The organism is Microbacterium sp. WCS2018Hpa-9, assembly GCF_031843745.1.
Classification (GTDB): domain Bacteria; phylum Actinomycetota; class Actinomycetes; order Actinomycetales; family Microbacteriaceae; genus Microbacterium.
In genome coordinates this window covers 68,420-90,647 of record NZ_JAVTIY010000012.1, presented here as the reverse complement: position 1 = coordinate 90,647, position 22,228 = coordinate 68,420, and the positions used below count along the sequence as shown (strand labels likewise).

19 protein-coding genes and 1 riboswitch are annotated in these 22,228 nt (G+C 68.4%); all 19 genes read right to left on the bottom strand.

The window, feature by feature from the left end; all coding sequences use genetic code 11:
- Positions 1-34 precede the first annotated feature (34 nt).
- Positions 35-1,465 carry an argininosuccinate lyase gene (gene argH, locus RQG82_RS19335; protein ID WP_311260414.1) on the bottom strand — a complete coding sequence of 477 codons (1,431 nt, stop codon included), beginning with the start codon at positions 1,463-1,465 and terminating at the stop codon, positions 35-37.
- On the bottom strand, positions 1,465-2,394 hold the full coding sequence (argF, locus tag RQG82_RS19330; RefSeq protein WP_311260403.1) for an ornithine carbamoyltransferase: 930 nt from the start codon (positions 2,392-2,394) through the stop codon (positions 1,465-1,467). Before argF ends, argH begins: the two co-directional genes overlap by 1 nt.
- Positions 2,391-3,602: an acetylornithine transaminase gene (locus tag RQG82_RS19325; RefSeq protein WP_311260402.1), complete on the bottom strand. Its 1,212-nt coding sequence runs from the start codon at positions 3,600-3,602 to the stop codon at positions 2,391-2,393. The genes argF and RQG82_RS19325 overlap by 4 nt, the downstream gene beginning before the upstream one ends.
- A complete protein-coding gene (argB, locus tag RQG82_RS19320; protein WP_042536571.1) occupies positions 3,599-4,516 on the bottom strand; it encodes an acetylglutamate kinase in 918 nt (305 codons plus the stop codon). Before argB ends, RQG82_RS19325 begins: the two co-directional genes overlap by 4 nt.
- A complete protein-coding gene (gene argJ, locus RQG82_RS19315; RefSeq protein WP_311260401.1) occupies positions 4,513-5,670 on the bottom strand; it encodes a bifunctional glutamate N-acetyltransferase/amino-acid acetyltransferase ArgJ in 1,158 nt (385 codons plus the stop codon). The genes argB and argJ overlap by 4 nt, the downstream gene beginning before the upstream one ends.
- Positions 5,667-6,719, bottom strand: a complete 1,053-nt coding sequence (gene argC, locus RQG82_RS19310; RefSeq protein ID WP_311260400.1) for an N-acetyl-gamma-glutamyl-phosphate reductase — start codon at positions 6,717-6,719, stop codon at positions 5,667-5,669. Before argC ends, argJ begins: the two co-directional genes overlap by 4 nt.
- A gap of 244 nt (positions 6,720-6,963) precedes the next feature.
- On the bottom strand, positions 6,964-9,114 hold the full coding sequence (locus tag RQG82_RS19305) for a bifunctional hydroxymethylpyrimidine kinase/phosphomethylpyrimidine kinase (RefSeq protein ID WP_311260399.1): 2,151 nt from the start codon (positions 9,112-9,114) through the stop codon (positions 6,964-6,966).
- Positions 9,111-9,959, bottom strand: a complete 849-nt coding sequence (gene thiM / locus RQG82_RS19300) for a hydroxyethylthiazole kinase (protein ID WP_311260398.1) — start codon at positions 9,957-9,959, stop codon at positions 9,111-9,113. The genes RQG82_RS19305 and thiM overlap by 4 nt, the downstream gene beginning before the upstream one ends.
- A riboswitch (TPP riboswitch) is annotated at positions 9,950-10,043 on the bottom strand. It overlaps the preceding gene by 10 nt.
- 22 nt (positions 10,044-10,065) lie before the next feature.
- Complete coding sequence (locus RQG82_RS19295; RefSeq protein ID WP_311260397.1) at positions 10,066-11,031, bottom strand: NAD-dependent epimerase/dehydratase family protein; 966 nt, start codon at positions 11,029-11,031, stop codon at positions 10,066-10,068.
- 64 nt (positions 11,032-11,095) lie between these two features.
- Entirely contained in the window at positions 11,096-11,812 is a 717-nt protein-coding gene (locus RQG82_RS19290; RefSeq protein ID WP_311260396.1) for a DUF402 domain-containing protein, read from the bottom strand.
- A gap of 122 nt (positions 11,813-11,934) precedes the next feature.
- Positions 11,935-14,439, bottom strand: coding sequence for a phenylalanine--tRNA ligase subunit beta (gene pheT / locus RQG82_RS19285; protein WP_311260395.1), 2,505 nt, complete (start codon positions 14,437-14,439; stop codon positions 11,935-11,937).
- A complete protein-coding gene (pheS, locus tag RQG82_RS19280) occupies positions 14,439-15,479 on the bottom strand; it encodes a phenylalanine--tRNA ligase subunit alpha (RefSeq protein ID WP_311260394.1) in 1,041 nt (346 codons plus the stop codon). Before pheS ends, pheT begins: the two co-directional genes overlap by 1 nt.
- A 50-nt stretch (positions 15,480-15,529) precedes the next feature.
- Positions 15,530-16,165: a hypothetical protein gene (locus RQG82_RS19275; protein WP_311260393.1), complete on the bottom strand. Its 636-nt coding sequence runs from the start codon at positions 16,163-16,165 to the stop codon at positions 15,530-15,532.
- Positions 16,166-16,177: 12 nt separating this feature from the next.
- Positions 16,178-17,104: an amino acid ABC transporter permease gene (locus RQG82_RS19270; RefSeq protein ID WP_311260392.1), complete on the bottom strand. Its 927-nt coding sequence runs from the start codon at positions 17,102-17,104 to the stop codon at positions 16,178-16,180.
- Positions 17,101-17,757: an amino acid ABC transporter permease gene (locus RQG82_RS19265; protein ID WP_042536554.1), complete on the bottom strand. Its 657-nt coding sequence runs from the start codon at positions 17,755-17,757 to the stop codon at positions 17,101-17,103. Before RQG82_RS19265 ends, RQG82_RS19270 begins: the two co-directional genes overlap by 4 nt.
- A gap of 59 nt (positions 17,758-17,816) precedes the next feature.
- Positions 17,817-18,725 (bottom strand): glutamate ABC transporter substrate-binding protein, encoded by a 909-nt coding sequence (locus RQG82_RS19260; RefSeq protein ID WP_311260391.1) that lies wholly within the window; start codon positions 18,723-18,725, stop codon positions 17,817-17,819.
- A gap of 46 nt (positions 18,726-18,771) precedes the next feature.
- A complete protein-coding gene (locus RQG82_RS19255) occupies positions 18,772-19,521 on the bottom strand; it encodes an amino acid ABC transporter ATP-binding protein (protein ID WP_396653639.1) in 750 nt (249 codons plus the stop codon).
- Between the two features lie 352 nt (positions 19,522-19,873).
- Entirely contained in the window at positions 19,874-20,854 is a 981-nt protein-coding gene (locus tag RQG82_RS19250; protein ID WP_311260390.1) for a TAXI family TRAP transporter solute-binding subunit, read from the bottom strand.
- Positions 20,851-22,227: a HAMP domain-containing sensor histidine kinase gene (locus tag RQG82_RS19245; RefSeq protein WP_311260389.1), complete on the bottom strand. Its 1,377-nt coding sequence runs from the start codon at positions 22,225-22,227 to the stop codon at positions 20,851-20,853. The genes RQG82_RS19250 and RQG82_RS19245 overlap by 4 nt, the downstream gene beginning before the upstream one ends.
- Position 22,228 lies beyond the last annotated feature (1 nt).

Below are 22,228 nucleotides of genomic sequence, written 5' to 3'. Positions count from 1 at the left end.
TCAGGCGCATCGCCGCGATTCGGCTGCGCGACGGCTATAGCCCCAGAGCGTGTGCGGCCGCCTGCGCTCTGGCGACCAGTTCAGCACGCTGCTCGGCGACCCGGACAGGAGCCGTTCCGCCGACGCCCGTGCGGGAGGCCACGGACCCTTCGATCGTGAGCACCTCGCGCACCTCGGGCACGAGGTGGGGCGACACCGAGATCAGCAGCTCGTCGGACGCGTCTTCGAGGCCGATCCCCTGCTCTTCGCAGGCACGCACCAGCGCGCCGGAGATCTCGTGAGCATCGCGGAACGGCACACGGCGCTTGACGAGCCACTCGGCGACGTCCGTCGCGAGCGAGAACCCCTGGGGTGCGAGGGCGGCCATGCGCTCGGTGTCGAAGCGCAGCGTCGCGATCATTCCGGCGAAGGCCGGCAGCACGACCTCGAGGGTCTGCACCGAATCGAAGACCGGCTCCTTGTCTTCCTGCAGGTCACGGTTGTAGGCGAGCGGAAGCCCCTTGAGCGTCGCCATCAGCCCCGACAGGTTGCCGATCAGGCGCCCCGACTTGCCGCGAGCGAGCTCGGCGATGTCGGGGTTCTTCTTCTGCGGCATGATGCTCGAGCCGGTTGAATACCCATCGTGCAGAGTGACGAAGCCGAACTCGCGAGTGTTCCAGAGGATGATCTCCTCACTCAGACGCGAGATGTCGACCCCGGTCATCGCCGTGATGAAGGCGAACTCGGCGACGACGTCGCGCGCCGCGGTTCCGTCGAGCGAGTTCTCGGCCGGGCGGTCGAGCCCGAGCTCGGATGCGACGAGCGCGGGGTCGAGTCCGAGCGTCGAACCCGCGAGCGCTCCCCCGCCGTACGGCGAGACACCGGCACGGCGACGCCAGTCGACCAGACGCTCCAGTTCGCGCACGAGCGGCCACCCGTGGGCCTGCAGGTGGTGCGCGAGGAGCACCGGCTGCGCGTGCTGCAGATGCGTGCGCCCGGGCAGGATCGCGTCAGGATGAGCCTCGGCCTGCGCGACGAGGGCGTCGATGACCCGAAGGAGGTCTCGCGCGATCACGCGCGCGTGGTCGATCAGGTACATCCGCACGAGGGTGGCGATCTGATCGTTGCGGCTGCGTCCGGCACGAAGACGTCCGCCCAGCTCCGGCCCGAGCTCGGCGATCAGAGCCTGCTCGAGAGCCCCGTGCACGTCCTCATCCGACGGGACGGGACGCAGGGTGCCGTCGGCGACCTTGCGCGCCACGGCATCGAGACCCTCGTGCATCCTGGCGGCCTCGTCGGGTTCGAGGTATCCGGCAGCCGCAAGCGCCTTCGCATGGGCGTGCGAGCCGGCGATGTCGTACGGCGCGAGGATCCAGTCGAAATGCGTCGACCGGCTCAGCTCCACCAGCTCGGGCGACGGACCGGTCGCGAAGCGGGCCCCCCACAGTGCACCTTCGTTCGTGCCGTCGTTCTTCGCGTCGACCATCATGCATCCTTCTTGTCGAGCAGCCAGACGAGCAGGGCCTTCTGGGCGTGGAGACGGTTCTCCGCCTCGTCCCAGACGACGCTCTGCGGTCCGTCGATGACCTCGGAGTCGACCTCGTAGCCTCGGTCGGCGGGGAGGCAGTGGATGAAGATGGCCTCCGAGTCGGCGATCTCCATGGTCTCCGGCGTCACCTTGTAGCTGCCGAGATCGCGGATGCGCGCGAGCTTCTCCTCTTCTTTGCCCATCGACACCCAGGTGTCGGTGACCACGACGTCAGCACCGGCCGCGGCCTCGACCGCATCGGTGAACAGGGTGATCGAGCCGCCGGTCTCCGCAGCACGGCGATCAGCCGCCTCGACGACGTCCGCACGCGGCGCGTAGTCGGCGGGTGAGGCGATGCGCACGTGCATGCCGGCGGTGACTCCGGCCAACGCGTACGAATGCGCCATGTTGCTCTGTCCGTCGCCGAAGAACGTCAGGGTCAGCCCCTTCAGTTCGCCCTTGTGCTCGCGGATCGTGAGCAGGTCGGCGAGCAGCTGGCACGGGTGGAAGTCGTCCGAGAGCGCGTTGACGACGGGCACCGTGGTGCCTGCGGCCATCTCCTCGAGCCCTGCCTGCGCATACGTGCGCCAGACGATCGCCGCGACCTGACGCTCGAGCACCCGCGCGGTGTCCGACGGGGTCTCCTTGCCGCCCAGCTGACTGCTGGCGGTCGAGATGATCAGCGGCGAACCGCCGAGGTCGGCGATCCCGACGGCGAACGAGACACGGGTGCGCGTGGACGACTTGTCGAAGATCACCGCGACCGTCTGGGGACCTGCGAGGGCCTTGTTCGCCCAGCGGTCCTTCTTCAGCTCGATGGCCAGGTCGAGGATCTCGGCCTGCTCAGCGGGGGTCAGATCGTCGTCACGCAGCAGGTGGCGGGTCATGCGAGGGCCTTTCCGGATTCGGCGAGGGATGTCTGGACATCGGAGAGCGACGCAGCGAACAGCTCACGGAACTCGGCGAGTTCGGCGTCTCCGATGGTGAGAGCCGGCGCGATGCGCACGGTCTCGGGGTTGGCGGCGTTCACGATGAGACCGCGCTCCTGAGCTGCCGCGACCACCTCATTCGCGACAGGGGCGCCCAGAGCCACCCCGATCAGGAGTCCTCGGCCACGCACTCCCGTGACGAGCGGCGAGTCGATACCGGCGATGATCTCGCGGATCTCTTCGCCACGGCGCGCGGCGTTGTCGACGAGGCCTGCGCTCTCGATCTCGGTGAGCACCGCGTCGGCGACGGCCGTCGCGAGCGGGTTGCCGCCGAACGTGGAGCCGTGCGAACCGGGCGTGAAGAGCGAGCTAGCCGCACCGTAGGTGACGAGAGCGCCGATCGGGAAGCCGCCACCGATGCCCTTGGCGAGCGTGATGGCGTCAGGCGTGATGCCTTCGTGGCTGAAGCCGAACCAGGCACCCGTACGCCCTGCGCCGGTCTGGATCTCGTCGACGATGAGCAGCGCCCCGTGCTTCAGAGTGAGTGAGCGAGCGGCCTGCAGGTATCCGTTCGGGAGCTCGACGACGCCTGCCTCGCCCTGGATCGGCTCGACGATCACGGCAGCGACACGGTCGTCGATCGCCGCCTCGAGTGCCTCGATCGTCGCCGGGATGTGCTCGACTCCTCCGGGCATCGGCTCGAAGGGCGCGCGCATGGCCGCCTTCGCGGTGAGAGCGAGCGATCCCATGGTGCGCCCGTGGAATCCGTTCTCGAGCGCGAGGATGCGGGGCTTCTCCGTTCCGCCGTGCAGGCGGGCGAGCTTGAACGCGGCCTCGTTCGCCTCGGCGCCGGAGTTCGAGAAGAACACGCGTCCGTCGATCCCCGCTCCGGCGAGGCGCTTCAGCCGGGCGGCGAGAGCCAGCTGCGAGGGTGTCGCGAAGTAGTTCGACACGTGCGCGAGGGTCGCGGCCTGCCTCGATACGGCCTCGACGAACACCGGATGCGCGTGCCCCAGGGAGGTCACCGCGATTCCGGCGAGGAAGTCGAGGTGGCGCTTGCCCTCGGAGTCCCAGAGGTACGACCCCTCACCGCGGGTGAGCATCGCCAGTCGGGGCCCTGCGTTGAGGACCAGATCGCTCGCTGCGTCATCCTGCCAGTTGCTCATGCCTTCACTCCTGCGCTTCCCATGACCACTTCTGTTCCGATTCCCTTGCTGGTGAAGAGTTCGACGAGCACCGAGTGCGGCACGCGCCCGTCGATGATGGCGGCGGCGTCGACGCCGCCCTCGATCGCATCCAGGCAGGCCTTCATCTTCGGGATCATGCCCGACTCGAGGGTCGGCAGCATCTCGATGAGAGCCTCCGACGTGAGGTGCGACACGAGAGAGTCGCGGTTGGGCCAGTCGGCGTAGAGCCCAGGGACATCGGTGAGGATGACGAGCTTGCGCGCCTTGAGAGCCACCGCGAGGGCGGCAGCCGCAGCATCCGCGTTCACGTTCAGCGACTGTCCTGGGTGATCGAGGTCGGGGGCGATGCTCGAGACCACGGGAACCCGACCGGCCGCGAGGTGATCGAGAACCGGCGTCGGGTCGACCTCGACGACGTCGCCGACGCGACCGAGGTCGATCTCCTCGCCGTCGATCACGACACCGCGGCGACGCCCGCCGAACAGCCCGGCGTCTTCACCGCTGAGCCCGGTCGCGATCGGACCGTGGGAGTTGATCTTCGACACGAGCTGCGGGTTCACCTGGCCGGTGAGCACCATGCGCACCACGCTGATCGCCTCGGTGTTGGTGACTCGGTAGCCGCCCTTGAACTCGCTCGGGATCTCGAGGCGCTGCAGCATGTCGGAGATCTGCGGTCCGCCGCCGTGCACGACGACCGGCAGCACACCGACGTAGCGCAGATACGCGATGTCCTGTGCGAAGGCCTCCTGCAGCTCGTCCGAGACCATCGCGTTGCCGCCGTACTTGACGACGACGATCTGGTCGCGGAACTTCTTGAGCCACGGGAGCGATTCGATGAGCGTCGCGGCCTTGACGGCGGCGACGTCAGGCGTGGTGTCCTGGATGTCGGTCATGAGGCGTAGGCGCTGTTCTCGTGCACGTAGTCGTGGGTCAGGTCGTTGGTGAGGATCGTCGCAGTGGCCTCGCCGACCTTGAGGTCGATCACGAGGTGCGTGGCGCGAGGGGTGAGGTCGACCTCTTCGCGCGGACGGTCGGGGCCGCCCTCGCTGCACACCCGCACGCCGTTCATCCAGACATCGACGTCATACGGGTCGAACTGCGCACTCGTGGTGCCGATCGCGGCGAGCACCCGGCCCCAGTTGGGGTCGTTGCCGAAGATCGCCGCCTTGAAGAGGTTGTTGCGCGCGACCGAGCGGCCGACTTCGACGGCCTCCCCCTCGGTGGCAGCGTGCTGCACCTCGATGGTGATGTCGTGGCTCGCACCCTCGGCGTCCCCCTGCAGTTTGACCGCGAGCTCGAGGCATAGCTCGGCGAGAGCCGCCGAGAAGTGCTTGAGGTCGGGGGTCACCTCGGAGGCGCCGTTGGCGAGCAGCGTGACCTGGTCGTTGGTCGACATGCAGCCGTCGGAGTCGAGGCGGTCGAACGTCGTGCCGGTCGCGAATCGCAGCGCCGCGTCGGCCTCGAGAGGCTCGAGCACGGCATCCGTCGTGATGACGACGAGCATCGTCGCGAGGCCGGGCGCGAGCATGCCCGCGCCCTTGGCCATGCCGCCGATGGTCCAGCCGTCTCGGCTCACGACGGCGGTCTTCGAGACGCTGTCGGTGGTCATGATGGCCTCGGCCGCGACCTGGCCGCCGTCGGTCGACAGCTCGGCGATCGCCTGTTCGGTGCCCGAGAGCACCTTGCCCCGGAAGACCTCGTCTCCGACCCCGATGAGCCCCGTCGAGCAGACGAGCACGTCGCCGGCACTGACGCCGAGCAGCTCGGCCGCCTTCTCGGCGGTCTGGTGCGTCGTCTGGAACCCGAAGCTGCCGGTGAAGCAGTTCGCTCCGCCGGAGTTGAGCACGACGGCTTCGACGACACGATCGGCCACAGCCTGCTGCGACCAGATGATCGGGTTGGCCTTGGCACGGTTGCTCGTGAACACGGCGGCGCCGACCTTGCGCGGGCCGCGGTTGACGACCACGGCGACATCTGGTCTGCCGGTCGACTTGAGGCCGGCGGCGACTCCGGCCGCCTCGAATCCTGCGGGGGCGGTGACGCTCACGGCGCGACTCCGTTCACTGAGAGGGCGCGGGACTCGGGCAGCCCCAGCGCGAGGTTCATGGACTGGATGGCAGCGCCTGCGGTGCCCTTGACGAGGTTGTCGACGGCGGTGACCACGGTCACGCGGTTGGCCGCACGATCGATCGCAAGGCCGATCAGCGCCGTGTTCGCGCCGAGGACGTCGGCGGTGCGCGGGAACTGACCTTCGGGCAGCAACTGCACGAACGTCTCGTCACCGTAGGCGTCCTCCCATGCGGCGCGGATCTCCGCGTCGCTGGCGTCGCCGGCGATCGGTGCGGTCGAGGTGGCGAGGATTCCCCGTGACATCGGAACCAGCACTGGGGTGAAGGAGATGCGGATGCCGTCGGCCGCAGCGCCGGATGCCGCGGCGAGCGCCTGCCGGATCTCGGGGATGTGCCGGTGGGTGCCACCGACCGCATACGGGTTCGCGCTGCCGAGGATCTCGCTGGCGAGCAGATTGGTCTTGAGGCTCTTGCCCGCGCCTGACGGACCGACAGCGAGCACTGAGACGATGTCGCCCGCGTCGATCACTCCGGCGGCGACGCCGGGAGCGAGACTCAGGCTCACGGTCGAGGCGTTGCACCCGGGGGCGGCGATCCGCTTCGCATCTCGCAGCATCTCGCGCTGCTTGACACCGCCGACGAGCAGCTCGGGGACGCCGTAAGCCCAGGGCTCGTGGAAGTCGCCGCCGTAGAAGGCATCCCATGAGTCCTGGGACGTCAGTCGGTGGTCGGCTCCCGCGTCGATGACGAGCGGGGTGTCGCCGAGCGCATCCGTGTACTGACCGGACTGGCCGTGCGGCAGCGCGAGGAACACGATGTCGTGGCCTGCGAGCGTCTCAGGTGTGGTGTCCTGCAGGGTGAGGTGGGCGAGTGACCGCAGGTGCGGCTGATGCTGCACGAGCGGCTGACCGGCGTTCGAGTGAGCAGTCACGGTGCGGATCTCGATGTCCGGGTGAGACGCGAGGAGGCGCAGGATCTCGCCGCCCGCGTAGCCGGATGCGCCGGAGACGGCGACGGAGTACGTCATTCTTCTACCTTAACGGTCGGACCCCTCGTCGAACGCGGGGTGCAGTGTCGGGAACCGGGGCGGCGACACCGGCACTCGACCGCCGTGCGTATGCAGGCAGAAGCGCAGGGTCGCCTAGAGTCGGCGGCCGCTGCGGCGTCGGCGCACGGCGATGACGCTCGGAACGAGCGTCAGAGTTGCGGTGGCGGCCGAAGGCATGCCGCGACGATAGCGCGCTCGTCGCGGCATGCGCAAATCCGGTCCGTCATCTGCGAGACGCGTGGGCTCCGGGGGCTGCGAAGAACGCGAGCTCGTGCGCACTCGAGACCTCGAACGCTCGGAGCATCCGTCGACGCCGCGGGGCGTCCGCCTGCGTCGCCGCGTCCATCACGAAGTCGATCGCCTGCTCCGTCACGTTCTCGAAGGCCGGATCGGCGTAGGTCGCGAGCCACGACGCATACGGATGCTCGGGATCACGGGCGTACTCGCCGAACGCACCCGCGTGCAGGCGCCTTCCGAGATCCGTGTAGAGCCAGAAGCAGGGCAGCACGGCGGCGATGAGCTCGGCGTGGTCTCCGCCGAAGGCCACGGAACGCAGATGATCGAGGTACGCGACGGTCGCTGGCGCCGGATCCGCGGCGAAGGTCCCCTCCTCCACGCCCGAGCCGGGGGTCAGCCACGAGGCATGGAGTTCGAGCTCTCCGGCGATCGAGCCGTGGGCCGACTGCGCCCAGAACGCCTGTTCGTGCGATGTCGGGGCGAGCCGCGCGGCCTCGGCGAGCACCCTGGCGTACTCCCGGAGATACAGCGCGTCCTGTCGGAGGTAGAACAGGAACCACTCACGGTCCAGCGTCCCGTCAGCGAGAGCGCCGATGAACGGCAGCTCGTCGATGTCGGCCCGGAGGTGCGCGATCCGCTCCCACCACTGGTCCCGGATGTGCGCCCGGTCAGGAACGGTCTCGAGTCCGCCACGTCGCCACAGGCCTCCGAAGTGGTTGATCGGCCCGTGCCCTCGCCCGACGTGGAGTGCATCGCTCTGTGTCAACGACTCCCGCAGCCACGAGCGGGCCGAGCCGACCGCGTCGATGAGTGACTCGCCCCTCGCGAGCCGGGTGGCGAGCGCCGACGAGAGCGAGCACCCCGTGCCATGCGTGTTGCGAGTCGGGATGCGCGTACCCGGATATACCCGAGTCACTCCCCCGGCCGCGTCGATCACCGCGTCGGGAACGTCGTCGCCGTCGAGATGCCCTCCCTTCACGAGCACCGCCGCACCGATCCGGTCGGAGAGCGCGGCAGCGGCCTCGAGCGCGTCGTCCCACCCGTCGATCGCGTGGTCGGCGAGCGCAGCGAGCTCCGCGAGGTTGGGCGTCACGACATGCGCGCGTTCGAGGAGTCCGCGCAGCGCGACCTCGGCATCCCGGTCGAGAAGCCGATCGCCACTGGTCGCGACCATGACCGGGTCGAGCACGACGATCGGCGGCCGCACGGCATCGAGCCAGTCGGCGACCGTGCGGATCACGTCGGCGTTCGCCAGCATCCCGATCTTGACCGCATCGATGACGATGTCGTCTGAGATCGCGGCGAGCTGCTCACGCAGAAACTCCGCGGGCGGCACATGCACCGCCCGCACTCCCGCGGTGTTCTGAGCGGTGAGTGCGGTCAGAGCCGCCATGCCGTACCCGCCGTTCGCGGCGATGGACTTGAGGTCGGCTTGGATTCCCGCACCGCCCGAAGGGTCGCTCCCGGCGATGCTGAGGACCCGCGGCGTGCCTGACGCTCGCCACCGCCGGAGGAACGCCTGTGCAGCCTGCCTCGGATCGACGGCGGCGCAGACGGCCGAGACCACCGCGAGGCCCGCCGCGTCCGCGTCGCGAAGACGCTCGGTGTCATCGATGCCCACCCCGCCGATGGCCACGCAGGGAAGAGCGCACGTCGCGACGAGCGACCGGAAGCCGTCGATGCCCAGTGCCGGCGGATGGTCGGGTTTGGTGCTCGTGGGGCGGATCACACCGACGCCGAGATAGTCGACCACGCCGGCAGGCAGAGCCGCCACCGCGTCGAGGTGCTCGGGTGTGTTCGCCGTCAACCCGATGATCGCCTCGGCACCCAGTCGCTCTCGCGCCCGTTCCACCGACGCATCCCCCTGACCGAGATGCACACCGTCGACGCGCGCGCCCCGGTCGCGAGCGGCGAGCACCGCGTCGACACGATCGTTCACCAGGAGGAGCGCGCGGCCGGCGATCACGCGCGACAGCTCGACCAGCTGATCGGCGGTCTCGGCATCGGTCGCGCTCTTGTCACGCAGCTGCACGATACGAACTCCCCCGTCGACCGCCAGGCGCACGGTCTCGACGACACCCCGCTCACCGCAGAGGTCGGCATCCGTGACGAGGTAGAGCGAGAGGTCGGCGATCACAGCGTCTGCTCCTGCACACGCGCGGAGGCCACCAGGTCAGCCGGCTGCACGGCGGCGAGCGCGTCGAGCAGAGCGACGGCGAAGGTGCCGGGGCCCGCGACGTGCACCGCGGCCCGCTCGGCGGCGATCGTGTAGACGAGGCTCGCCGAGCCCACCGCCGTGAGCGGATCGGCCGAGGTCGAGCGAGCGGCGCCGAGGAACGCGGCCATGACGGCGCCCAACGCGCACCCACCGCCGGTGACCCGGGTGAGCAGCTCGTGACCGTTCGCTATGCGTAGCAGCCGGACGCCATCGGTCACCAGGTCGACCGGCCCGGACACTGCGACCACAGAGCCATGACGCGTGGCGAGAGCGAGCGCTGCCTCTGCCGCGGAGTCGGTCGTATCGACCGCGTCCACACCGCGGCCGCCTGCACTGAGTCCGGCGAGTGCGAGGATCTCGGACGCATTCCCTCTGATCGCCGTGGGGCGCGAGGCGACAAGCTCGTGAGCGAGGGCCGTGCGCACCGGCAGAGCGCCGATCGCGACGGGATCCAGCACCCACGGAATTCCTGCGGCGACCGCGCCGGCGGCGGCTTCGAGGCTCGCCGCCCGCTGCCCGGGGGTCGGCGTGCCGAGGTTGATCAGCACACCGGAGGCCACCCCGGCGAACATGCCGGCTTCATCGACGATGTCGACCATCGCCGGCGCCGCGCCGAGGGCGAGCAGCACGTTGGCGGTGAACCCCGTGACGACGCTGTTGGTGATGCAGTGGGTCAGAGGTGGACTCTCGCGCAGCTCGGACAAGAGCTCGGCGGCCGAGGCGACCAGGGTCGATTCGGATTCAGGACGCAGACGATCGCTCAATGCGACATCCCTTCGCTAGTACGAACTAGATCAGGTTCGACGGGTCTGTTCTCAGCCGCGGATGCGGCACCCCGTGTCACTACTCGGAGTCTAGCGACGCGCGCCGTCAGGGCAGAAGCTGGAGCAGCGCGAGTTCGTCGGTTCGGGTCAGACCGGCTCGCCGCTCGCGATCGACACCGCGTTCCTGCTCGTCTTCGACCACGGCAGCGATCGTCTCGTCGAGCGGGCGCAGCTCGCCCCCGGCCGCACGGTAAAGCGCGTTCGACCTCGTCATGAAACCCGTCATGTCGCTTGGCAGCCACAGCGGCAGCGATCGCTCCCCTGCCCAGTACTCCACGTCGTTCTCGACGAGCCAGTCGTCCGTCGCCGTCACCGTGTCTCCCCGGTGCCCGGCGTGCGTGCGCACCGCCTCGATGACCTCGGCCATCGGGTACCGGTCGCCGATCGTGTTGATCGCGCCGGTGGCGGTGGTCGTGCTGATGAACTCCGACAGGTCATCGACGTCGATCACCTGCACGTCGCGTCCGTCGGCACGTGGGAGCAGCACCGGTTCGTCGTGAGCGCGCAGGAACGCCGCAGCCCAGTATCCGAAGCGATCGCTCGGATCGTCCTTGCCGACGATCAGCCCCGGGCGCACGATCAGCATTCGGTCGCCGAGCGTCCGAACCGCGTTCTCCGCGGCCACCTTCTGCGGCCCATACTCGTAGTCATCTCCGGCGCGGGCCGGCATATGCAACGGCGCGGACTCGTCTGCCCCGGCCGTCTCGTCATCGGAATATGCAGACATCGACGACACGTACGTCCAGCGGGCTGCTCGCGCGCCGAGCGCCTCGACTGCCGCCGCGACATGCGCCGCATTCGATGAGACGTCGATCACGTGGTCCCAGTCGCGACCGCAGACGGCGTCGTAGGCGTCGGCGTCGTCACGATCGGCCAGAACCAGGCTCGCCCCCTCCGGGGACGGTCGCCCTCCTCGCGCGAGGCACATCACTGTCGCCCCGTTCACCAGCAGGCGTCTGGCGATCCGACCGGACAACCAGCCGGTCCCGCCGAGGATCAGAACGTCAGTCATGGACCCATGCCACCATCTTCGCCGTGCGAGGGGAAGGTCCTTCCGCTCACGGCGGATGCCGGGTTCACCGCAGGCGGAGGTCGGACAGCCCTGTCAGCTCCGGAACGGTCCAGGAGGGATCCGGCCGCCAGTCGAGCCATTCCGGGGCGAAGGGCCAGTCAGCCTCGCGGAACGACGCGATCGCCGCGTCCGCGTGCCGCTCGATCTGCGCCGCCTGCTCGGATGTGAGGCGGCCCTGCTCGACGGCAGCGATCACCTCGTCCTCATCCTTCAGGTGCACCCGTCCGTCCGGCTCGATCTCGACGTCGAGGATGTGGTCCGAAGAGTACGTATCGCTGTCGGTGCGCAGGTGCGCGTTCTCGAGGTTCACGTACCAGCCGGCGAACTGCCAGTCCGAGCCGCTCACATCGCTCCAGAAGAGCCACACCGACCACGCGGCACCCGCCGGGGCGATCCGCAGGATGCCGTTGCCCCACCACTCCTCCACGATCCGTGTCCGCGGGTCGAGCCATCGTCGCTCGAGGGGAACCGTCCGGACGCGTTCGCCCGCAGGAGTGCCCTGCCCCTCCTGCAGCGTGCCCGGAGCGAGCCAGGCGATGAGGCCCCGCTCGTCGTCGCGGACCACTCGCATGGGAGTGATCGTCGATGCGTCGCCGGGCTGCCACCCCGGCTTCCGGTAATGCCAGGAGATCTGATCGCCCGGGGCGAGGAAGGGCGCCTCGCCGATCGGTCGGACGCCATCGGGAACCGCCGCAGGTGTGCTGTGGGGGAGGATGCTCATCACGACACGCTATCTCGGGGCAGGCCGATGTCAGGTCGGCTCGGCGGTGACGATCACAGCCGGCTCGAGGGCGAGGCGGCGGACTGCATCCCGCACTGGGATGCAGCCCGCTCTCGGCGATGTCAGTCGCGCAGAGTCGCGCCGAAGCGCTCGGCCGCCACAGCGACACCCGCGAGCTTCGCCTCGGTCGCCTCTGCGGCGGTGAGCGTGCGATCGCTCGCGCGGAACCGCAACGCGAAGGTGAGGCTCTTCTGTCCTTCGGCGACGCCTTCGCCGCGGTAGTCGTCGACGAGACGGATCGCCTCGAGGAGCTCCCCCGCGCCTTCGGCCAGTGCAGCGCGTACCGAGCCTGCGGGGACATCGGCGCCCAGCACGAGCGACACGTCCTGCGTCGCAGCGGGGAACGTCGAGAGCGAGGCGGCGACAGCTCGGCCGCCCCCCAGCCCGAGGACCTGATCGAGGTCGAGCTCGAGCACGGTCGCGCGACCCGGCAGGTCTGCTCCCGCTGCGACGTCGGGGTGGAGTTCTCCGACGTATCCGACCTCGACGTCGCCGACGGTGAGCACGCCGGTGCGCCCGGGGTGCAGTGCCGTGCGCTCGCCCTGGGCCACATCGATGTCCACGCCGGCGGCTGCCGCGATGACTCTGGCGGCATCCAGTGCCTCGGAGAGTCCGGACGGCTCGGCGGCGCGTCCGGGCTGTCGTGCGACGACATTGCCCGTGAACAGCGCCGCGACGTGGCGGTGCTGCGGCGGGATCGACGCGTTCAGCGCGGCGAGGGTCTCGTCTGACGGACGCACGCCGAGCGGAGGCACCTCGTCGGTTCCGTAGTCGACACCCGGCTCAGGAAGGAACACGACTCCGGTCTCGAACAGCGCGAGATCCGTGAGGCCGCGCGAGATGTTGCGGTGCGCGATCTGCAGCAGCCCGGGGACGAGCGAGCGACGCAGGAACGGCGCAGAGCCGTCGAGCGGGTTCGCGAGCCGGATGCTGGGCAGGTGCTCTCCCGACGCCGAACCGTGCAGGTCGTTCTCGGCCTCGGTCGTGAAGGGGAACGAGGGCGTCTCGACGAGACCGGCTGCCGCCAGCGCGTCAGCGACGCGACGGCGCCCCTGCTGGTGCGGCGTCAGGCCACGGCCGGAGGGAGGCGTCGGCAGCACCGAGGGGATGCGGTCGAGACCGTGGATGCGCGCGACCTCTTCGGCGAGAGACCACTTGTCGGTGAGGTCGGGGCGCCAGGTCGGCGGGATGACGGCCCAGCCGGCATCTACCTCGGTGACCTCGCCGCCGATCGTCGTGAGCGCACCCACGATCTCGTCGTCGGAGTAGTCGACGCCGATGAGTCCCTGCACGAAGCCTCTCGGCAGCTCGATGTCGGCCACGAAGACCTCGGCGAAGAGCGCGCCGCCCTCTTCGGTGAGCGTGCCACCGGCGAACTCGACCATCAGGTCGGCGGCTCGACGAGCGGCGACGAACGGCACGAGGGGGTCGACGCCGCGCTCGAAGCGCTTTGACGCCTCACTGGGGAGCTTGTGACGACGGGCGGTGCGCGCGATCGTCACGGGGTCGAACGTCGCGGCCTCGATGAGGACATTGCGCGTCGTGTCGCTCATCTCGGTCGTGCCGCCGCCCATGACACCGGCCAGGCCGATGGGCCCGGATCCATCGGTGATCAGGAGATCCTCGACATGGAGCTTTCGCTCCTGGCCGTCGAGAGTCGTCATCTTCTCACCGGGGGTCGCGCGGCGCACAATGATGCCACCCGCGAGCTTGTCGAGGTCGTATCCGTGCAGCGGCTGCCCCAGCTCGAGCATCACGTAGTTGGTGATGTCGATCAGGATGCCGAGCGAGCGCATGCCGGCGAGCGACAGGCGAGCGATCATCCACGGCGGGGTCGGGCGCGACGGGTCGACATCGCGGACGACCCTGGTGACGAACTCGCTCGCGCCGACGCGGCCGCGCACGGGGGCGGCGTCGTCGACGATCGCGGTGTGACCGGTTCCGGGCTGGAGCTCGGCGAAGTCGCGCTCGGCCGGGTCGCGGAAGGTCGCGCCGGTCGCGTGCGAGTACTCGCGGGCGACGCCACGCAGCGAGAACGCGTACCCGCGGTCGGGCGTGACGTTGATCTCGACAGCGACGTCATCGAGTCCGAGCAGGCTGATGGCGTCGGTTCCGACGGGGGCGTCGATACCGAGGTCTGCCAGCACGAGGATGCCGTTGTGCTCATCACCGAGACCCAGCTCGCGCGCCGAAGCGATCATGCCGTCGGACACGTGACCGTAGGTCTTGCGAGCAGCGATCGGGAACGGGCCTGGCAGCACGGCGCCCGGCAGAGTCACGACGACCTTGTCGCCGGCGACGAAGTTGTGTGCGCCGCAGACGATCCCGCGGATGCCGCCGTTCGCCTCGCCGACGTCGACCTGGCACCAGTTGATCGTCTTGCCGTTCGACTGCGGCTCCCCCTCGAGGGAGACGACCTGTCCGACCACGACGGGACCCGAGATCTCGAAGCGGTGGACGTCCTCCTCTTCGAACCCGACGGTCACCATCGCCGCCAGGACATCTTCGGGCGTCGCATCCGCTGCCAGATCGACGTACTCACGCAGCCACGAAAGCGGGACGCGCATCACACCACCATCCCGTACTGCTCGCTGAAACGGACATCGCCCTCTGCCATGTCCCGCATGTCCTGCACATCGCTGCGGAACATGAGTCCTCGCTCGACGCCCATACCGAAAGCGAAGCCGCTGTAGACGTCGGGGTCGATCCCCGCCGCACGCAGCACGTTCGGATTGATCATTCCGCAGCCGCCCCACTCGATCCAGCGGGCGCCGCCCTTGAAGGTCGGGTGCCACAGGTCGAGCTCGGCAGACGGCTCGGTGAAGGGGAAGAAGTTCGTGCGGAAGCGCGTCTTGGCCTCGGGGCCGAAGAGCTGACGAGCGACGTGGTCGAGTGTGCCCTTGAGGTGCGCCATCGAGATGCCCTTGTCGACGACCAGACCCTCGAACTGCGTGAAGACGGGCAGGTGCGTCGCATCGAACTCGTCGGTGCGGTACACGCGACCGGGGCACAGCACATAGATGGGCAGGTCGCGGTCGAGCATCGAGCGCACCTGCACGGGGCTCGTGTGCGTGCGCATCACGAGGTGCCGCGAGGGCGGGTCGACATAGAACGTGTCCTGCTCCTGGCGAGCGGGGTGGTCGACGTCGAAGTTCAGGGCGTCGAAGTTGAACCACTCATGCTCGAGCTCAGGCCCTTCCGCGATCTCCCAGCCCATGCCGACGAAGATGTCGGAGACCTGCTCGCTGAGCAGGGTGAGCGGATGCCGCGCACCGACGCGCGTGCGGGAGGGAACGGCGGTGATGTCGACGCGCTCGGCTTCGAGGCGGGCGGCGACCTCGGCGGCGGCGAGCTCCTCCTCCTTGGCGGCGAGGGCCTTCGTGACCTGACCGCGACCCTGACCGACGAGCTTGCCGAAGGCCGCCTTGTTCTCGGGAGCCACCTGCCGCATCGAGGCGTTCAGGATGGCGAGAGGAGAACCGTCTGCGACGTGAGCGGCTCTCGCCGCCTTCAGCTCGGTGGTATCGACAGCTGCGGTGATCGCTTCGAGCGCGGCCGCGACGGCGGCTTCGACCGCTTCCGGGGTGATTTCGGGAGACTCAGACACGAGACAGGAGTCTACCGGGGGCCAGGGACTGCGCTCTGCCGAGGCGAGGCTCAGAGCGGTCCGAACATCGGCACCGCGACTCCGGGCCCCCAGGTGACTCGGTCATGGTCGAGAGCCGCCGCGAGTCGCTGGTTCCGAGCTGCCTCGCGGCGCAGCGTGTGTCGTCCCCGGCCGATTATCGCCGCCGGGATCACGAACACCGAGACGAGCACGAGCGCGAGGCCGGCGTCGAGCGCGAGGAGCGGCACCGGGTCGACCGAAGAGACGATCCCGGGGATCAGGAAGACGTTGATCGCCCCGAAGATGCTCGCGGCGGCGATGAGGCCACCTCCGAGCGCACCGGCGCCCCTGGTCGTGTACGACGTGCCGGGTCTCGGGAGCCAGCCTCTCACCCGTCCGAAGAACAGGCCGGAGGCGACGGCGATGACGCCGCCGACGATCATCAGCGGCACGTGCGCGGACGGCGGGACGCCGACCGCGAGCAGGACGAGACCGAGGATCACGGACGACGAGCCGAGTGCGAGGAACGATGCCCACATCGCACGGCGCATCGCGCGAGCGTCGGCGATCTCACGCAGCCGAGATCGGGACTCCGTGCCATGGAGCGCGGCGAGGTCGGCATCCAACCACTCCGCGAGCGTTCGGCTCGTCGCGGGCGGATACTCGGAGACCGGTTCGACGCGCATGACGGCAGGCCCTCAGACCGCGCCGCCCCCGCCCGCGGTGCCATCCAGGCCACTGCCGCGACGCTGCAGAGTGATGAGCTCGGTGTTGGTGCCATCGCCGTGCTGACGGGGGTCTGCTGCCGCCTGGATCGCCTTGACCTTCGGCGAACGACGGGTGCTGATCTCCACCCATTTCGCGATGCCCGAGAGGATCAGGCACATGACGATGTAGATGCCGCCGATCACGAACGCCGACTGCAGGATCGGACGCCCCTGCTGCGATGTCAGCTGCTTCGCGTAATACAGCAGCTCCGGGTAGGTGATGATGAATCCGAGGGCGGTGTCCTTCATCGTCACGACCAGCTGGGCGACGATCACCGGGAGCATCGCCCGGATCGCCTGCGGCAGCAGGATGAGACGCATGACCCCGCTCTTGCGGAGTCCGATCGCGTAGCCCGCTTCCTTCTGCCCCCGAGGCAGGGACTCGATACCGGCCCTCAGCACCTCTGCGAGCACGGAGCCGTTGTACGCCATGAGCGCGATGACGACCGCCCAGTACGGATCCATCTTGATGCCGACCACGGGAAGCCCGTAGTAGAGCAGCATCATGAAGACCAGCACCGGCACTGCACGGAACAGCTCGGTGATCGCGGTCACCGGAATCCGCACCCATGCGTGCTCGGAGAGACGCCCGATCGCGAGCACGAAACCGAGGACGATGCTGAGCAGAGCAGCCAGCGCGAACGCGGCGAGAGTGTTGCCCAGTGCCTTGAAGATGCCCATCCACACGTTGGAGAACGTGAACACGAACCACTTCTCAGCCGAGAACTGCCCCGTCTCCACCATCCGCAGGACGATGAAGCCGACAGCGACCAGGACGAGAAGAATGGTGGCGACCGCGATGACGCGGTTGCGGGCGATCGCCCGGGGTCCCGGGACGTCGTACAGTACAGAGCTCATCGCGCGATCCTCCATCGGTTCTCGAGATATCGCTGCAGCCAGCTCAACAGCAGCACCAGGGCGACGAACACCACCGCGACCCAGAGGAGGACCTCCATCGGGTTGCCGGGGCGATCGGCCGAGTCGTTGATCGTCGAGCGCAGCGCCGCGAGTTCGGCGACCGAGAATCCGGCGGCGACGGTCGTGTTCTTGAGCAGCGCGATGAAGACGCTCATCATCGGAGGGACCACCGAGCGGAACGCCTGCGGGAGGATCACGAGGCCCATCACCTGGCCGAAGGGAAGCCCGATCGCTCGCGCCGCCTCAGCCTGGCCGACGGGGACCGTGTTGATTCCGGCCCTCAGCACCTCGGCGACATACGTCGCCGTGTAGATGCCGATGGCGAGGATGCCGAGCACGAGGTTCGACAGATCAGGAAGCCCGAGCTGCGGGTACCCGAAGATGAAGAAGAAGAAGACGAGGGTGAGCGGGGTGTTGCGCACGGTGTTCACGTACACGGTGCCGACGCCGCGGGCGATGGGTACGGGAGATACACGCATCGCCCCGACGATCAGGCCGAGGATCAGTGCGATGATCCCGCCGGCGAAGAACACGATCAGCGTGTTGCTGATCGCCTGTCCCCACAGGTCGAGATTGCCGAAGATGACGTCCACGCCACCCTCCCTTCTTCAGAATGAGTGGGCGGCCTCCGTGAGGAGGCCGCCCATGTCGATCAGTACGCGTCGACCTCGGGCTGCTCGACCTCGATGCCGCTGGAACCGAGGTTCGCGTCGAAGATCGCCTGCCAGATGTCGCCGTTGTCGGTGAAGAGGTCGTTGATGTGCGTGCGCAGCGCGTCATCACCCTTCGTGAGGCCGACACCGTAGCGCTCCTCGGTGAAGAGGCCGCCGGTGACCTTCACATCGTCCGGGTACTGCGCTGCATAGCCGATCAGGATCGCCTGGTCGGTGGTCACCGCGTCGACCTTGCCGTCGATGAGGTCCTGGACGCAGGCGGAGTACAGGTCGTACTCCTGCGTCTTGATGTCGGGGAAGTTCGCCTTGATGTTCTGGATCGGCGTCGAGCCGGTCGCAGAGCAGACGGTCTTGCCGTTGAAGTCCTCGAGCGCCTCGGCCTCGTCCGCATCAGCGGCGACCAGGAGTCCCTGGCCGGTGACGAAGTACGGGCCGGCGAAGTCGATGAGCTCCTTGCGCTTGTCGTTGATCGAGTAGGTGCCGACGTAGTAGTCGATGTCACCGTTCGTGATCGCCTGCTCGCGGTTCGCCGAGGCGATCGGCTTGAACTCGATCTTGTCCTCGTCGTAGCCGAGCGATGCGGCGATCCACCGGGCGATGTCGACGTCGAAGCCGGTGCGCTCCCCCGTCGTCACGTCGAGGTAGCCGAGACCGGGCTGGTCCTCCTTGACGCCGACGACGACCTTGTCGCGCTCCTGGATGGCGTCGAACGTCGGGCTGCCCTCGAGCTGCACGTCTTCGGCGACTTCGAACCAGGTGGAGTCCTCGCCCTCGTCGCCGCCGGTTCCGGCGCCGGGGTCGGACGGGCTGCCGCTGTTGCAGGCGGTCAGCGCGAACAGTGCCACCGTCGCGATCCCGATTCCTGCCAGTGTGCGTGTGCGTCGCATGTGCGTCTCCTTCGTGTGCTGTGTGTGCAAAGGTCTGTGGAGCTCGTCAGTGTGTGAGGAGCTTGGAGAGGAAGTCCTTGGCGCGGTCGCTCTTCGGGTTCGTGAAGAACTCCTCGGGCGTCGCCTCTTCGACGATGCGTCCGTCGGCCATGAATACGACCCGGTTGGCGGCCTTCCGCGCGAAGCCCATCTCGTGGGTCACGACGATCATCGTCATGCCGTCACGGGCGAGTTCGACCATGACGTCGAGAACCTCGTTGATCATCTCGGGATCGAGCGCACTGGTCGGCTCGTCGAAGAGCATGACCTTGGGCTGCATGGCGAGGGCACGGGCGATCGCGACACGCTGCTGCTGTCCGCCCGAGAGCTGGGCGGGGAGCTTCGACGCCTGCTGAGCGACGCCGACGCGTTCGAGCAGCATCATCGCCTCCTTGTCGGCATCGGCCTTCTTCATCCCGCGGACCTTGATCGGGCCCAGGGTGACGTTCTCGAGGATCGTGAGGTGCGCGAAGAGGTTGAACGACTGGAACACCATGCCGACATCGGCTCGCAGGTTCGCGAGCCCCTTGCCTTCGGCCGGCAGCGCCTTGCCGTCGATGCTGATCGTGCCGCTCGTGATCGTCTCGAGTCGGTTGATCGTGCGGCACAGGGTCGACTTGCCCGAGCCGGAGGGCCCGATCACCACGACCACCTCACCGGCGTTCACGGTGAGGTCGATATCCGTGAGCGCCTGGAAGTCGCCATAGTGCTTCTGGACGTTGTCGACCACGACGAGAGGCTTACCAGAGGTCATCATTTCTCCAAACTAGCCAGGTCGATCACGTGGCTCCACATTGATGCGTCGACATTTACACGTTCGTAACCGCGCGAAGAGGCCGATCCCGCCCGAATGCCGGAGTGCCCCACGGTCCGCCCCCGCGGACCGTGGGGGCGTCCCTGCTGCTCCGTTCCTCCCCCGAGTAGAACGTGGCAGCAAGCCTCCGACCGGATCCGATCACGAGACGATCCCCGGGAATGGCCGAGAGCGCGCCCGACTGAAGGGCGTGGGCTCTGTGGCATCTGAATTCTCCGTCGAATCGAGCGCGATCGACCACCACATTGGCAGAGCAGCATGCTGGCATGAGACTTCTTGAGGATTTCTTGAGGCCTCAGTCGCGCTGGTCTCGGTAGTACTCGATCGCGCCGGGATGCAGGTCGACCGGCCCGGTGAAGATCGCCTGCCTGCGGTCGAGCAGAGAAGCGACCGGCACACGCTGCGCGATATCCGTGCGGCCGTCGAAGAGGATCGTGAGGACGTCTCGCACGACGCCGTCCGGAGTGTCGGACGAGGTGACCAGATAGTTCGGTACCGCCATCGTCGGCACCGACTCGTCGAGTCCGTAGAGGCCCACGGGGAAGTCCGACGGACGGTACGCGTCGGAGTAGCGCGTGTTGATCGCGGTGACCCAGGTCTGCTCCACCGGCACCAGTCGCACGGGGGTCGTCTCCGCCAGTTCGGCGATGCCGGGCGTCGGGATGCCCCCCACCCAGAAGAATCCGTCGATTCCCGACCTCTCGAGTGCGCTGATCGATTCGCTGAGGTCGAGCTGCGGATCCGCTATCGAGGCGATGTCGACCTCTGCGGCATCCAGGGCTCGTGCGGCGATGACGTTGACGCCCGAGTTCTCCGCGCCGAGCGATACGGTCTTCCCAGCGAGGTCACCGAGTTCCACGATGTCAGAGTCGGCACGCACGACCACGTGGAGGTACTCGTCATACAGACGGGCGACGGCCTGCACCGGCAGCGGCTCGTCGAATGCCCCGGCCCCCGCGACCGCGTCTGCCGCGGCATCCCCCTGCGCGAAGCCGAGGAGGGCCTCCCCTGAGCTCACGCGCAGGAGGTTGTCGACCGACCCGGCGGTCTCTCCCACTGCCATACGGATGCCCAGCGACCCCGACAGCTCCCGAGCGACCTCCGCACCGTAGGCGTAGTACACCCCGTTCGATCCCCCTCCGGCGATCGTGTACTGAGAGTCGCCCCAGTCTGTCGATCGCGTGCTGCAGGCGCTGCTCGCGCCCGCGATCACCAGCACCGCAGCCGCGGCGGCGATCCTGCGCCAGCGTGCGCGGCGCAGGCCGTGCCCGCTCATTCCGCAGCTCCGTCCGGCAGCAGCAGCGAGACCAGCAGTCCGCCGCCCTCCGGGGTGTCGACCCTCAGCTCCCCGCCGATCGTCTCCAGGAGGTCGGTCGCGATAGCGAGGCCGAGCCCTGATCCAGGCGCCCCGCCGCTGTCGTCGCTCCGCCAGAATCGGTCGGCGGCGTTCGCCGCCTGCTCACGGGTCAGCCCTGGGCCGTGATCGCGAACGGTCAGTACGCAGAGTCCGTCGCTGCGGTGCGATCCGATCTCGACGACGGAGTCGACGGGAGAGAACTTCACCGCGTTGTCGATGACCGCGTCGAGCGCGCTCTCGACGATCGTGCGATCGGTGACGCTCATCACCGGGTCGGCCCCCGTCGAGAGTGTGCGGATCCCCCGGTGAGAGGCGACCTCGCTCCAGGCATCGGCGCGTCTGGCCGCGAGCGTCGTCAGATCGACGGCCGAGATCGTGGTGTCGGAGCGTCCGCCCCGTGCGAGCCCGAGGAGCGTCTCGAGGATGCGAGCCATGCGGCGTCCCTCCTCCCTCGTCTCCTCGACGTCGTCCTTCCAGTCGTCGTCGAGGCCTGTCGAGAGGTGCTCGACGCGCAGAAGCAGAGCGTTGAGGGGGTTGCGGAGCTCGTGCGAGGCGTTCAGTGCGAACTCCTGCTGACGCGTCATGACGCGCTCGATCTCATCCGCCATGCCATTGAAGACGCGGGTCATCCGGCGCAGCTCGGGTGGACCGGTGTCCTCCGCGACCCTGGCGTCCATCTCGCCGCGTTCGATCGCGATCATCGCCTCATCGAGACGGCGCACCGGAGAGAGCACCCACTTGGCGAGTTGGAACACGAGCAGCACGCCCAGCCCGATCGACATCGTCGACACGAGCGTCAGCACGAGGATCTGCCGCAGGATCTCCGTTCTCGGCGCCTCGACGTCGGCGGAGAGCATGACGGCGCCGATGACGTCGCCGTCGTCGAAGACCGGCTCGACGAGCGAGGACTCCGCCGCGATCCAGGGGAACACCGGCTCAGGAGCGTCGGCACGGCGTCCCGAGAGCGCGAGGCCGACTCGTGCGGCATCGTCGTCGGGCAGCACCTCGGCTGCGTCTTCTCCCGAGGCCCACACGCCGCCGGCGAGATCGAACACGACGACGTCGACGCCGTACACCTCGTGGAAGCGTTCGGCCTCTGCATCGATCACCGTCGCGCTTCCCGACCGCAGCGCCTGTCGCGCACTCGTCACGAAGTATCCGAGGTCACCGAGCTGCTCGGCGTAGAACGCCTGCTGGATGCTGCGGGTCGCGCTCCACGCCGTCGCGCCACCCAACGACACGAGGATCGCGACGAGCGGCACGAGGAACACGATGACCAGACGTCTGCGCATC